Annotated in this window: 14 protein-coding genes and 1 tRNA gene; 8 read left to right on the top strand and 7 right to left on the bottom strand. The window is 37.9% G+C overall.

Annotated features, from left to right (window positions below; all coding sequences use genetic code 11):
* Positions 1-8: 8 nt before the first annotated feature.
* Positions 9-1,142 carry a glutamate 5-kinase gene (proB, locus tag BEN71_RS06650; protein WP_068973964.1) on the bottom strand — a complete coding sequence of 378 codons (1,134 nt, stop codon included), beginning with the start codon at positions 1,140-1,142 and terminating at the stop codon, positions 9-11.
* 23 nt (positions 1,143-1,165) lie between these two features.
* Positions 1,166-2,380 (bottom strand): Obg family GTPase CgtA, encoded by a 1,215-nt coding sequence (gene cgtA / locus BEN71_RS06645; RefSeq protein ID WP_068973963.1) that lies wholly within the window; start codon positions 2,378-2,380, stop codon positions 1,166-1,168.
* Between the two features lie 287 nt (positions 2,381-2,667).
* On the opposite strand from cgtA, the gene prfH reads away from it, so the two are divergent.
* Entirely contained in the window at positions 2,668-3,258 is a 591-nt protein-coding gene (prfH, locus tag BEN71_RS06640; RefSeq protein WP_068973962.1) for a peptide chain release factor H, read from the top strand.
* Positions 3,259-3,318: 60 nt separating this feature from the next.
* On the opposite strand, the gene BEN71_RS06635 is transcribed toward prfH, so the two are convergent.
* Positions 3,319-4,665, bottom strand: coding sequence for a dicarboxylate/amino acid:cation symporter (locus BEN71_RS06635; RefSeq protein WP_068973961.1), 1,347 nt, complete (start codon positions 4,663-4,665; stop codon positions 3,319-3,321).
* A 435-nt stretch (positions 4,666-5,100) separates the two neighbouring features.
* Here BEN71_RS06635 and BEN71_RS06630 point away from each other — a divergent pair, with 435 nt between their 5' ends.
* Positions 5,101-6,096 (top strand): glycosyl transferase family protein, encoded by a 996-nt coding sequence (locus tag BEN71_RS06630; protein ID WP_068973960.1) that lies wholly within the window; start codon positions 5,101-5,103, stop codon positions 6,094-6,096.
* A 127-nt stretch (positions 6,097-6,223) separates the two neighbouring features.
* On the opposite strand, the gene BEN71_RS06625 is transcribed toward BEN71_RS06630, so the two are convergent.
* From BEN71_RS06625 to BEN71_RS06610, 4 genes are all read right to left on the bottom strand, one after another.
* A complete protein-coding gene (locus BEN71_RS06625) occupies positions 6,224-6,451 on the bottom strand; it encodes a hypothetical protein (protein WP_068973959.1) in 228 nt (75 codons plus the stop codon).
* Positions 6,452-7,109: 658 nt separating this feature from the next.
* Positions 7,110-7,391 carry a hypothetical protein gene (locus BEN71_RS06620; RefSeq protein WP_068973958.1) on the bottom strand — a complete coding sequence of 94 codons (282 nt, stop codon included), beginning with the start codon at positions 7,389-7,391 and terminating at the stop codon, positions 7,110-7,112.
* A 150-nt stretch (positions 7,392-7,541) separates the two neighbouring features.
* Positions 7,542-7,958 carry a hypothetical protein gene (locus BEN71_RS06615; protein WP_068973957.1) on the bottom strand — a complete coding sequence of 139 codons (417 nt, stop codon included), beginning with the start codon at positions 7,956-7,958 and terminating at the stop codon, positions 7,542-7,544.
* Between the two features lie 49 nt (positions 7,959-8,007).
* Positions 8,008-8,083 (bottom strand) — tRNA-Arg (locus BEN71_RS06610).
* A 187-nt stretch (positions 8,084-8,270) separates the two neighbouring features.
* On the opposite strand from BEN71_RS06610, the gene BEN71_RS06605 reads away from it, so the two are divergent.
* From BEN71_RS06605 to mltB, 6 genes are all read left to right on the top strand, one after another.
* Positions 8,271-9,206 carry an ABC transporter ATP-binding protein gene (locus tag BEN71_RS06605; protein ID WP_068973956.1) on the top strand — a complete coding sequence of 312 codons (936 nt, stop codon included), beginning with the start codon at positions 8,271-8,273 and terminating at the stop codon, positions 9,204-9,206.
* Positions 9,203-9,976, top strand: a complete 774-nt coding sequence (locus tag BEN71_RS06600; protein ID WP_068973955.1) for an ABC transporter permease — start codon at positions 9,203-9,205, stop codon at positions 9,974-9,976. Before BEN71_RS06605 ends, BEN71_RS06600 begins: the two co-directional genes overlap by 4 nt.
* The gene (gene queF / locus BEN71_RS06595) at positions 9,976-10,800 is read left to right on the top strand and encodes an NADPH-dependent 7-cyano-7-deazaguanine reductase QueF (RefSeq protein WP_068973954.1); all 825 of its coding nucleotides are present in this window, start codon (positions 9,976-9,978) and stop codon (positions 10,798-10,800) included. The genes BEN71_RS06600 and queF overlap by 1 nt, the downstream gene beginning before the upstream one ends.
* 18 nt (positions 10,801-10,818) lie before the next feature.
* A complete protein-coding gene (locus BEN71_RS06590; RefSeq protein WP_068973953.1) occupies positions 10,819-11,469 on the top strand; it encodes a hypothetical protein in 651 nt (216 codons plus the stop codon).
* 347 nt (positions 11,470-11,816) lie between these two features.
* Positions 11,817-12,959: a rod shape-determining protein RodA gene (rodA, locus tag BEN71_RS06585; RefSeq protein ID WP_068973952.1), complete on the top strand. Its 1,143-nt coding sequence runs from the start codon at positions 11,817-11,819 to the stop codon at positions 12,957-12,959.
* A 79-nt stretch (positions 12,960-13,038) separates the two neighbouring features.
* Positions 13,039-14,040 (top strand): lytic murein transglycosylase B, encoded by a 1,002-nt coding sequence (gene mltB, locus BEN71_RS06580; RefSeq protein WP_068973951.1) that lies wholly within the window; start codon positions 13,039-13,041, stop codon positions 14,038-14,040.
* The last annotated feature ends 170 nt before the right edge of the window (positions 14,041-14,210 follow it).

The raw sequence follows: 14,210 nt of genomic DNA, 5'->3' as shown, positions 1-14,210 counted from the left end.
ATTTTAACTTAATAAATAGACATGTGATTGCGGTGAATCATTTCCAAAGAACGTGCTTCACCTAAGACTTGATGCACTTTATCAGAGGCTAAACCTTTGACGATTTCAGCAGATCGAGAACTGAAATTAACTCGCCCAACAGCAACACGATGACCTTGTGTATCGACACATTCCACCACATCACCACGCTCGAAATGTCCTTCAACCGCTTTTACACCCACAGGCAATAAACTACGGTGGTTTTCTTTAATCGCTTTCACAGCACCATCATCAATTACCAAACGTCCTGCGGTTTGTAAGTGTGCCGCCAACCATTGTTGATGTGCAGTTACACGATCATCATCAGTGATGAATAAAGTACCGAGTAATTCACCCGCCATTAAGCGAGCAAGAACATTATCACTTTCACCACTGGCAATGAGTGTAGGACAACCAGACTTCGCAGCTAAACGGGCAGCACGTACTTTGGTCAACATCCCACCACGACCAAACTTACCACCACCGCCAGCCATATCAAACAGCGATTCATCCATTGCACGAACCGTATCAAACAATTTGGCATTTGGATTTGAACGAGGGTCTGAATCAAACATACCTTGTTGATCTGTAAGAATAATCAATAAGTCGGCATGCACCTGACCTGCAACCATCGCAGCAAGCGTGTCATTATCACCAAAACGAATTTCATCGGTAGAGACTGTGTCATTTTCATTGATCACAGGGATCACCCGCCAATCAATCAAATTTTGCAATGCGTCACAAGAATTTAAATAACGACGACGATCTGCTAAATCATCATGGGTTAATAAAACTTGTGCAGTTTGAATGGCATGATTTTCTAAAACACTAGACCAAGTTTGAATCAAGCCCATTTGCCCAATGGCAGCACAAGCTTGTAGACTGGGTAGATCGGTGGGTCGATTCTCAAGCTTCATACGAACCATACCTTCAGCCACAGCGCCTGAAGACACGAGAATAATCTCATGCCCTGCATTGTGTAGATCTGCAATTTGTTTCGCCCAGTGCGAAATTGCATCCAAATCTAAACCTTGCCCATTTGCTGTGAGTAAAGATGATCCGATTTTAACAACGATACGTTTTAAAGCCTTGAGCTGACGTTGCCCATCTACCACTTCTATCATCTTGTCCTCAGTTGTACGCTTGATTAACGTACGTAATACACTTCCATTTCGCCATCGTCACCATCATCGTCCTCATCATCATCTGCCAATAGACCAGCCAGACGTTGTTGACGACGCATTTCACGATAAGCTTCTTTTGCGGCAATTGTTTGTTCACGTGTTTCAGCTTCAAGCTGATCACGGAATGCTTTCACTTTTGCAGCATACTCTGGATCTTCTGCTTCCAACTCACGTTGTTGCTCGATTTGATCCATGAGGTAATACACAACTTCTTTTGTACCCTCAGACATTAAGCCTGAAGTTTTAAATACTGGACCATCCCATTGTAATTCTTCAAGAATATGGTTGCACCATTCTTCACGTTCAGACTCAGGCAATTGATCCAATTTGTTGAGTACAAGTACTACAGGTAATTTTGCCAAAGTTGGTGAGAACTTTTTCAATTCTTCCAAAATTGCTTTCGCATTATATGCAGGATCTGAACCATCAATCGGTTGTACATCGACAATATGTAGGAGAATACGTGTACGTGCCAAATGCTTAAGGAAACGAATCCCTAAACCTGCACCTTCCGCTGCACCTTCGATCAAACCAGGAATATCTGCCATCACGAATGAACGATGACGGTCAGCATCGACCACACCAAGGTTAGGAACCATGGTGGTAAATGGATAATCTGCAACTTTTGGTTTTGCAGCCGATACCGCACGGATAAATGTTGATTTACCCGCATTTGGCATACCCAATAAGCCTACATCCGCAAGAACCTTAAGTTCTAAACGAATTTCACGGAATTCACCTTTAAAACCGTGAGTACACTTACGCGGTGAACGGTTAGTTGATGATTTGAAATGGGTATTTCCTAAACCACCATCACCACCGCCTGCAACAAGTACCTTTTGACCATTTTCAATTAAGTCACCAATAATATCGCCAGACTCGGTATCTACAATTGTCGTTCCGACTGGAACATATAGAGTAACGGATTCACCACCACGTCCAGCACAGTTTGCGCCAGCACCATTTTTACCACGTTCAGCGCGAAATTTACGGGTATAACGGTAATCTACTAAGGTACTGGTATTGTCGTCAGCTTGAATATATACGCTACCACCACGACCACCATCACCACCATCTGGACCACCAAATGGTACGAATTTTTCACGGCGAAAACTGGCTACGCCATTGCCACCGTCGCCAGCCTCTACGGTAATGACTGCTTCATCAACAAAGCGCATGCTGCCAATCCTCTGAAATCTTTAAAACCGCATATTCTGCCATATTTTGAAAAAATTCTCGAATAGTATTCTTCAGATGAACATGAATTTTATTAAACAATTTTTATAATTTCTCAATTAAAGCTGATTCTTGACTTATTTTGATTGTTTTTCACTCAGATATTTTCTTATAATTATATCTGTAAAAAAAGTAAATCAATGACTCACAAATGAGCGCATTAACAATTTATCCATCTACTTTTTAAATTAAATATTTTTATCTATATTAATTCAAAGGAATACCAATATTGTCTATCGTCCAAATTAGTGCTGCGCTTGGACCCGCAGAATGTGAACTCGCTGTAAAATACACTTTGCAAGAAATGCAAAAAGAAGCAAAAAACCAGAAAATAGATTTAGAAATTATAGAAAGCAATGAAACCAAGTATGGTTATTCTTCTATACTTTTAAATGTGAATGATGATGCAAAAAATTGGCTGAATAATTGGCTCGGTACGATCCAATGGACATTTCAAAGTAAAATTCGACCAAATCATAAACGTAAAAATTGGTTTGTCGGTGTTTCACTCATGGAAGTACCACAACAACTCCCGACTGATGACAGCATTATCTTCCAAGCATGCCGTGCTTCAGGTGCAGGCGGGCAACATGTTAATACCACTGATTCTGCCATTCATGCGACACATGTTGCTTCAGGAATTAGTGTCAAAGTCATGTCTGAACGTAGCCAACATGCCAATAAGCGTCTTGCAAAGGAATTGATTGCTTTGAAGCTCCAACAACAATTGGAAAACCAACAAGCCAATAATAAGCAAGTTCAGCACTTGCAACACGCTTTAATTGAACGAGGTAATGCGATTCGATATTTTAAATTATAAAATCGAAACAAAAAATGGAAGCCGAAGCTTCCATTTTTGAATCTTTAAATCAAGAATAAATTAAGCATGTGCTTCTTTTGATTCTTCAAGCATTTTACGATCCACTTCTTCAGGATTGTTCAACGCTTCATTCAGTTTAGCTGTATCCAATTTGCCTACCCATTTTGCAACAACAATCGTTGCCAATGAGTTCCCCACCAAATTCGTTAATGCGCGCGCTTCAGACATGAAACGGTCAATACCCAGAATCAACGCCAAACCTGCAACTGGAATATGACCTACTGCTGACAAAGTCGCAGCCATCACAATAAAGCCAGAACCTGTTACACCCGCAGCACCTTTAGAAGAAATCAATAACACTGCTAGCAATGTAATTTCATGCCAAATATCTAAATGTGTATTGGTTGCTTGCGCAATAAAGATCGCAGCCATCGTTAAATAAATAGATGTACCATCAAGGTTAAATGAATAACCGGTCGGAATGACTAGACCAACCACAGACTTTTCACAACCTGCAATTTCAAGCTTTTTCAACATACGTGGTAACACAGATTCTGAAGAAGAAGTCCCCAATACAATCAATAACTCTTCACGAATCATGCGGATCATTTTTAAAATACTGAAACCACAGATACGGCTGATCGTACCTAGAATGATGAAAATGAATAGCAAACAGGTAATATAGAAACAAACAATCAATTGTCCAAGTTGAGCAAGACTGCCGATACCATATTTACCAATGGTAAATGCCATTGCACCAAACGCACCGATTGGCGCAAGTTTCATGATCATATTTACAATGTTAAAGAATACATGTGCAATCTGATCAATAAACTTCAATACAGGCTTACCAGCATCACCTAACTTGTGTAATGCAAAACCAAATAACAATGCAAATAAAAGCACTTGCAGAATTTCACCTTCTGCAAAAGCTCCAACGACTGTATTTGGAATAATATGTAAGAAGAATTCAACTGTCGATTGCGCAGCACCTGATTCTACATACTTTGAAATACCAGATGTATCCAAAGTCGCAGGATCAATATTCATTCCCACACCAGGTTTAGCAACATTGATTACCACCAAACCGATAATCAGTGCAATTGTTGACACAATTTCAAAATATAAAAGCGCAATACCACCCGTTTTACCGACTGATTTCATGCTTTCCATACCAGCAATACCACTGACAACAGTACAGAAAATCACAGGAGCAATAATCATTTTGATGAGCTTAATAAAAGCATCACCTAAGGGTTTAAGTTGCTCACCTAAACCAGGAACAGTTTTCTCAACACCATTGATTAAGTGCGTGGTCGTTGGGAAATAATGTCCCACGATTACACCTAAAATAATGGCAATAATCACTTGAAAATAAAGTGACTTATATAGAGGTTTCTTAGCCATGATAATTAATTCTTTCTCTATTTCTTTGTGAAGAAATATTCAATGTTAATGCCACCTAAATGTTGTCCATCTCTAAACCCCCTTTTAATTCAATTAAAAAGAATCTAGAAAACCGTATTTTTAAAAAATAAAAGCCCGTTTAGAAAACCTCAGCTTTCTAAAGGAAGGACAACAAATAACGATGTTTAAGATCTATTCTCTATTACGCGATAAGCCAATAAGAATAAACGCAGCACAGGAGATGAAAAATAAAACACAATTCGTATGACATTTTAATTAATTTTTACTCATCAATCTCAACTCAAATGTTAAAATTGCTTAATAATTATTCAATTTATGCTTAGACCTTAGTCTAATACCTGCTATACCTATGTCATTTTTAGCATTTGTGGCATAGTGTAGAGGACAGTTTTTTCTCATCTTCGCCTATCAAAAATGAACACAAAACGTAATCTCTATAAAGATTTTGAACACCCTTTTGCCCAATTTGTCCGAATCGTGGGAAAAGGAAAAAATGGTGCACGATCACTTACTTATGATGAAGCATACCAAGCTTTTTCGATGATCTTGAAAGATGAAGTCTTAGATGTTCAACTCGGCGCATTTCTCATGCTCCTCCGTGTCAAAGAAGAATCAGTAAATGAACTCACAGGCTTTGTCCAAGCGACCAAAGACCAATTGAATTTTCAAACTCTGGATGTGGATCTAGACTGGTCATCTTATGCAGGTAAACGTAAACATTATCCGTGGTTTTTATTGGCTGCACTAACCTTAGCCAAACACGGTTATAAAATCGTGATGCATGGCGCTTCTGGTCACACCATGAATCGTGTTTATACCGAACAAGTTTTAGAATATTTAGGCTTCCCCATTTGCCAAAATGAAACTGACGTAAAACAACAACTTGCTCAACATAATTTTGCGTATTTACCTTTAAGTGTTATTTCACCCGTCTTAGAGGATTTAATTAATCTTCGTAATGTCATGGGATTACGTTCGCCTATTCATACACTCGCGCGCTTAATCAATCCATTTAATGCCAAAGCAACCATGCAAGCAATTTTCCACCCTGCTTATCGTAGTTCGCACCAACAGGCGGCTTTTCAACTGGGCTATAAAAATAGTGCGGTGATCAAAGGTGAAGGTGGAGAATTTGAACGTAATCCGGATGCGAAGACATTGATCTGTGGGATTAAAAATGGCGAATTGTATGAACATGAACTGCCAAAACTGACGGATAATCGCAGCCCTATAGAAGAAGAACTTGATTTAGCTGTATTCAAAGCTGTTTGGGAAGGTACGCAAAACCATGAATATGGTGAAATCGCGGTACCTGAAACAATGGGAATCGCGCTATATACCATGGGTGTTGTAAATAGTTATGAAGAAGCAATGCTCACTGCCCGAAAACTTTGGAAAAATCGCTTCTAACTACCAACAACAATCACCAGTTTGAGTTCTATAAATATTTCTAAACGTAAAAAGAGTTGGATTAAAGCCAAATCCAACTCTTCTGATTCATACAATTTTAGCCAATTCGCTTATTCATAATAACCTACTAATTGACTTGCTCAATAACACGATAAATGCTGTCACTTTCACGGCTTTCAAACAACAACTCGATACTGGGTAAAATCTTTTCACCTTCAACAATAATATGATCAATTTTTTTAAACAATGCTAAACCTTGTGCATGCTCCTGTTCATGCAAATTATTAAGCCACGCCATAGCATTGACCTCATTGCTATATTGATCTTTGACTTTTACGGTGATCATCTGATTCATTGCTCTTCCCTCTTTTTTTTAATCCTGAGTTTTTATAGCATGACATGAATATAAGTTTTCATAGGAAGATGTTAGATATTATGGCAATGTTAAGACTTGGTAAGTTTGTATCAAAATCATAATAAAAATTAATAAATTACAGTGCATTACTTTTGTAATAGTGGGACTTCAAAATTATTTCATTAGATTTCAAAATTGAAAAAGCTCGCATTTCTGCGAGCTCTTTAGGTTGGAAAGCTAGTGCTTATTTCTTGTTTAGACTGGAGCTATAAACTCAATAAGCTGTCATTGATCTGTCCAACTATAATAGTAGCCTCATATGGTTAATGACCTACTGTAGTTTTAATATAGTCAGTAATCATTTTCTTAGCAAGATGCGGTAACACTATTCAACTTTATTACAGCAATATTGAAATTGAAAATTTGTAAAATTGGAGGATAATAGTGCACGTATTCAAAACACTTATTAATAAGCATCATTTTAACTACTTTAAATAAAAAGCTATGGATAAGAATAAAAAAGACTTTTTTATCGGACTTGCGATCATCATCGTATTCATCTTTTTATATAAAATTGGATGGATCACCACTTTGCGCCCGATGCGTCATTATTAAATGCTATCTTGATCACAATAGCCTCATTTGACTTCACCGCTCGTTAATCCAATAATTTCCAATCGCGCCCAATTTGCACAAAGTTAGGTAACTTATCACTTTGCATGACATTATTCTCTTGATCTACGGCAAACTTTGTCCATAGTTCAATTTGATCTGGATCAATCATTTCATAAAAGGTAAATTCACCAAGTGCAGCTTCTAAGGCTGTATCATTTGCAACAAGGTCATGCAAAGCACCACCTTTTGCTAATGGCGATGGTTCGACTAGAATGCATTCACCTTTAATTTTGCTACCACTTAAATCAAAAAAAGAAAATTTCATTTTTATTTTCACTTAAATTAAAAATTTTGAAAAATATAGCACACAATTGATCAGTAATTATGATTGCTTTTATAGCAATCTACGCAGGATAAAAGTTTTTTACTGAACCTATAGCATTCATTTTATATTTGCACTGATACAACCATACTTTTATTTATCTTTCTTAGCTTGGGTTAAACTGTAGAGAATCAACTCTTTGATTAAATAAAAAAATAAAGGAATGTTAAAAATAAAGACAATCAACATAAATATGATCGCAATGATTGATAATGCTAAATCGAAATTCGCCAGTTGCTCTAATGGCTCTGTATAGACGTTTAATAGCAAAAATAGTGCGAGGGTGTTAATCAATAGTAATATGCTCACAATAACTGCGTACTTTTTATTTTCAAAAGATATTTCATTCAAAAACAATGTCATTATTGATCCACTATAAGCACATGATATCAAAGCAATGAAATACAAAATAAAAGTAAATGATTTCCATAAAGGCATTAGATTTAGTGCAACATAAGCAATAACAAAACCAAGAATAATTTTGAATATAGTTATAGCGATTCTTTGCATATTCTATGAACCAGATGAATTATCGTTTTATTATTTTTAGTGTCTAAAATGGTGCGCCCAGCGAGACTCGAACTCACTCCACAGGCTTCGGAAACCCGTACTCTATCCAGTTAAGCTATGGGCGCTTAAAAGAAGTGGGCACATCATAACAAAAAATCGTACTAGGTAAAGCATTTATAAAACAACTTGTTCAATTGCTGAGCAGGCTCTATACAACATCCTATATATGCAATGCAGAATTCCACCTAACTCACTTGGTTTATTGTTTGAGATCGCTCACAATACACACTCCAAAAACCAAGTGAGAATTTCATGACTGATGCGCTGACGTTAAGAGATTTATCGAAAACCTATCGCAATGGGTTCCAAGCACTCAAAGGAATCAATTTAACTGTTCCAGAAGGTGAGTTTTATGCACTCTTAGGACCAAACGGTGCGGGTAAATCCACAACAATCGGGATCATCAGTTCACTAACCCGTAAGACATCGGGTACAGTTGAAATTTTTGGGCATAATTTAGATACTCACCCATCCGATGCCAAACAATGCTTAGGTGTCGTTCCACAAGAGTTTAACTTTGGTCAGTTTGAAAAAACTTTTGATATTTTAGTGACCCAAGCGGGTTATTACGGCATTCCGAAAAAGATCGCAGAACAACGTGCAGAACATTATCTAGAAAAATTAGGGCTTTGGGAAAAACGTAATACCCAAGGTCGTATGCTCTCTGGTGGTATGAAACGCCGTTTAATGATTGCTCGTGCCATGATGCATGAACCGAAATTGCTAATTCTCGATGAACCGACTGCGGGTGTCGACATTGAACTACGTCGTTCGATGTGGGACTTCCTCACCGAAATGAATGAGAATGGTACTTCAATCATTCTCACTACACATTATTTAGAAGAAGCTGAAATGTTGTGTCGTCAAATTGCGATCATTGACCGCGGCGTGATTAAAGAAGACACATCAATGAAATCATTCTTGACGCAATTGACCGAAGAATCTTTTATTTTCGATTTAGAACATCCGATTGAACCATTGAATATTGAAATTATTGGTTTGAAATTTAATTTGGTTGATCCTTTAACTTTAGAAGTTACGATGGATCAAGCGCATTCTTTAAATGATTTATTTCAACTTTTAGAATCTCAAGGCATTCGTGTACGCAGTATGCGTAATAAATCGAACCGCTTAGAAGAGCTATTTGTGAAAATGGTTGAGAAAAATCTTGAAGGAGCAGCACAATGAATTTCACCCAACTCCGTGTTGCACTCTACACCCTAGTTTATAAAGAAATTCGCCGCTTTATGCGGATTTGGCCACAAACATTATTACCACCTGCGATCACCATGAGCTTGTACTTTGTGATCTTTGGTAATTTGGTCGGCTCTCGCATTGGACAAATGGGTGGATTTAGCTATATGCAATTCATCGTGCCAGGTTTGATCATGATGGCTGTGATTACCAATAGTTATGCCAACGTATCCTCAAGTTTCTTTAGTGCTAAATTTCAGAAAAGCATCGAAGAATTGATCATGAGCCCTGTGCCTTTGCACATGGTTTTGTGTGGTTATGTGATTGGTGGTGTTTGTCGTGGTGTACTCGTCGGTGCAATCGTGACGGCAATGAGTTTGTTTTTCACTGACCTTTATATACATAATATTTTCGTGACGATATATACCGTCATTGTGACTTCCCTCTTATTCTCTTTGGGCGGATTTATCAATGCGGTTTATGCCAAATCATTTGATGATATTTCGATTATCCCTACATTTGTTTTAACACCACTGACTTATTTAGGTGGTGTATTCTATTCAATTAGTGCTTTAAGCCCATTTTGGCAAAATCTCTCTTTAGTCAACCCGATTGTATATATGGTCAATGCATTCCGTTTCGGGATCTTAGGTCATAGCGATGTCAATGTTTCGTTGTCTTTAATCATCGTGACACTTTGCTGTGGCGTACTTTACGGTATTGCTTACTATTTACTTTCTCGTGGTTCAGGAATGCGTGAATAATGTCTGTCGAACTTTCTTTATTAGGTAAAGACACCAATTACCCTACAACTTATCAACCTGACATCCTTTTCCCGATCTCGCGTGCAGAAGCACGTGAGCAATATGCGCATGTCGATGGCATATATAAAGGAAAGGATTGGTGGCATGTTTTCGAAATTTCTTGGTTAAATGCCAAAGGGATTCCACAAGTTGCGATTGGTCGCATTGCGCTACCTGCAACATCGCCAAACTTAATCGAATCAAAATCATTAAAGCTCTACTTTAATAGTATGAACTTTACCCAGTTTGATTCGCAACAAGCTTTTATTCACACCGTTGAAAAAGACTTGTCCAATGCAGCACAAGCGCCTGTGACATTGACGCTATTTCAAGTGGATGAGTTAGACATTGCCAAACCACAAGGCATTTGTATTGATGATCAAGAACCTGACCGCTTAGTCAATCATCCTGATGCAAGTCTTTTAGCATTGGATAATCAGGCGAATAAATCTGCGGAAAACGTTGATATTCAACTATATTCTCACTTGCTTAGAAGTAATTGTCCTGTGACAGGTCAGCCAGATTGGGGCACTGTTTTTATCCGTTATCAAGGCAATAAACCTTGTTATCGGAGCATTTTAGCTTATATTATCTCTTATCGTCAGCATAACGGTTTCCACGAACAATGTGTGGAGCAAATCTTTGCCGATATTTGGCAAAATTTAAAACCTGAAAAGTTGATGGTTTATGCAACGTATACACGTCGTGGTGGTTTAGACATTAACCCTTACCGTGTATCTGATGAATCATGGATGCCAAGCCCAATCCGATTGGCGCGACAATAAAACATTGAGGTTGAACACATGCCTTTTTTTGGTTTTGTACCTTCTGAAGAACTATTAAAGAACATTCAGACAGGTATCGAGAAAAAAAACTCTAACGAACCACTTTATCCTTTACGTGATCAAACAGCTTTGCTTATTAATGAAGAAATTATTGATACGCTTTTGGTTGAACTTGTTCGTCGCTTTCCAGAGAGCGACAAACGTGACACAGCTGAAAAACTTGCTGGATATGTAAAATCTACTGTTGCGGTTTTACTTAAGCAGTTATTGAGTAAAGCGGATAATAACGTTGTACGTGCTTCTGTCGAGTTTTCTGAACGTAGCTTATTTAAAGATCCACAAGGGCAATTCCGCGTTGGTGAATCTTTAGATGCAAATTTAATTACCAATTTAAAGAATAGTTTTGCAGAGGTTGCATCAGCTGGCGATACTAATCGTGCCGTACTGTCTGAACAAATGAAGCAATTTGCAGATGCAACCATTAATCACTTCATGCGTGACTTCAACAAAACCTTAGATTTAGGCATGATCAAACGTAAAGGTGCAGATATTGGCGCGGCTGCGGTGGGTAAAGCTGTGCATATTGCAATTGATAAATTGATTCCAAGCTTAAATAAGGTTGAAATCAAAGCAGTTGCTGAATATTACGACACTTTATTTTTTAATTGATCGTTAAAATTTAATTGTTTTTTTTAATGAATAAGAATGCTCTCCATGATGAGGGCATTTTTATTTGCAATCACGTTCGCTTTAACAGCTTACTTATTATCAATTAAAAATCATAAGCTTAAAAATATTTAAGCAATCAATAAATGAAAAATAATTGTTTTAGTTTATTTTTTCACAATAGCAGTAACATTGGCAACTTAAAACATCCTTAATTTTTGCTTTTTAACATATTCAATTTGCTCATGAATAGCCGTAAACCATTGACTTCAACATTTACCATACGTTGCCATCAATAGGGATTATGATAGCATGCCCGAGACACATTTTTATTGCACCAAAACAGACCAATGGATCCAAACGCTCAATATAAATTTTTACGGCAAGCACCTCGTGATGGTCTCAGCACATCCCAACTCCCTTCTCGTTGGCAAAAACTACATATTGACCCCTGGTTAAGTCTATTTTTATTTTTAAATGCCTTACTTGGTCTGACAGTACTTTATAGTGCCTCTGCGCAAGATATGGGGTTGGTCTCTAAACAAGCCATGAGTTTTGGAATCGGCTTTTTGGTCATGTTTGCATTGGCGCAAGTACCACCCAAAGTTTACCAAGCCTTTGCGCCCTACTTTTACCTGTTTGGAATTGTATGCCTTGTCGCAGTCAAACTCTTTGGTGAGGTTCGTATGGGTGCGCAGCGTTGGATCGGAATCCCTGGTTTTGGCAGTGTGCAGCCCAGTGAGTTTTTAAAAGTGGGAATGCCGTTGATGATTGCGTGGTTTTTAGCACGTAACCCTTTACCGCCAAGTTTTAAAAATGTGTTCCTGTCTTTAATTATGATTGGAATTCCTTTTATCCTTATTGCAGAACAACCTGACTTAGGAACATCACTACTTATCTTAGCCAGTGGTATTTTCGTGCTCTTTCTCAGTGGACTGTCTTGGACGATGATTTTAGGTGCAATTGGCGCTGTCGCAGTCATTATTCCCATTGCATGGCAATTTTTACTGCATGACTATCAACGGCAACGTGTACTGACTTTAATCAATCCTGAAGCCGATGCCTTGGGCACAGGTTGGAACATTATTCAATCAAAAACCGCCATTGGTTCAGGTGGTTTTACGGGACGTGGTTACTTGGAAGGTACGCAGTCCCACTTACATTTTTTACCAGAAGGTCATACAGACTTTATTATTGCAGCATTTTCTGAAGAGTTTGGGCTGATTGGTATATTGCTTTTGATTACGATCTATTTTTGTATTATTTTTAGGACCTTCCAAATCAGTCTACAATGCTTTCATAACTTTGGTCGCCTAGTCGCAGGCACATTTGCTTTGTCATTTTTTGTTTATGTATTTGTAAATGCAGGCATGGTCAGTGGTATCTTACCTATTGTCGGTGTGCCATTACCATTTATGAGTTATGGCGGTACTGCTATTATTACCTTGATGGCGACTTTTGGCATCGTGATGTCGATTCATACACATCGTTAATCTTAATATTCGTTGCCCCAACCATCGGTAACTTTCACTTAAAGTCATTTTCAACATAAAGAATTAGGAAATATAACCTATGTTTAATTTAGGGTTTTTACAAAAGGTCAGAAATATATCTTTTTGTGCAGCTGCTTTTTCAGTGACCAGTTTTTGCCAAGCCAATGATTTTGCAAATAGCCCTGAATATAACAACTTTAAAGCAAAAACCATGCAAACCTATGGTTTAAGCAACGAACAAGTCGATTGGGCAATGAATGGTTCTCGCAACTTACCCAATATTATTAAGATTATGGATCGTCCAGGTGAAAGTAAACCTTGGTATCAATATAAAACTAACTTTTTAGCTGAAGGTACGATTCAAAAAGGCGTACGTTTTCAAAACCAATATGCAGATACCCTAAATCGCGCAGAACAGCAGTTTGGTGTGCCTCAGGAGATCATTCTTGGGATTTTAGGTGTAGAAACTGGATATGGGGCAAATAAAGGCTCATTCATCACTCGTGATGCACTTGCAACACTCGGATTTGGTTATCCACGTCGTGCGCAATACTTCCAAGATGAACTGGCGGCACTCATCGCTTGGTCATATAAAGATGGTGTTCCAGCAAATTCGATTGTAGGTTCTTATGCAGGCGCTGTTGGCTATCCACAATTCATGCCAAGTAATATTCCAAAGTTTGGTGTGGACTATGATGGCAATGGGCATGTAGACCTGCGTAATTCAGCAGTAGATGCAATTGGTTCCATTGCAAACTACCTTGCACAAAATGGTTGGCAACGCGATCAACCGATTGCATTTTTAGCGCGTTATACAGGAACCAATCCTGAATCAATTATCGCGAAAGATCTTACTCAACCTGTTCCCTATGGCTCAATTAAAAATTTAGGCATCGCACCGCTCAATCCTGCGGTCAAAATTGATGATCTTGATTTGGTCAATGTTATTCAATTACAAGATGATTTTGGACCTATTTACTACATCACTTATCCAAATTTTCAGGTCATTACCACCTATAATAAAAGTCGCATGTACGCAACTGCGTTATGGCTTTTAGGGACTGAGATTACAAGCCGTTAGAGCTTGTAATTTCCTACACAACAAATAAGTCAAGAAATATATTTAATAAATTGGGTGTATTTCATACAAATTAAATATCTTGTTACATTATTGTTTATTTTTTAATCAAAACCTGTAAGAATTTGTCCTTTTTGTAACTATTATTTAAATAATACTAGACACTTTTATGA

The sequence above is a fragment of the Acinetobacter wuhouensis genome (genome assembly GCF_001696605.3).
Taxonomy (GTDB): domain Bacteria; phylum Pseudomonadota; class Gammaproteobacteria; order Pseudomonadales; family Moraxellaceae; genus Acinetobacter; species Acinetobacter wuhouensis.
Note: the sequence above shows the minus strand (reverse complement) of the source record. Positions and strands in the feature narration are given on the sequence as shown.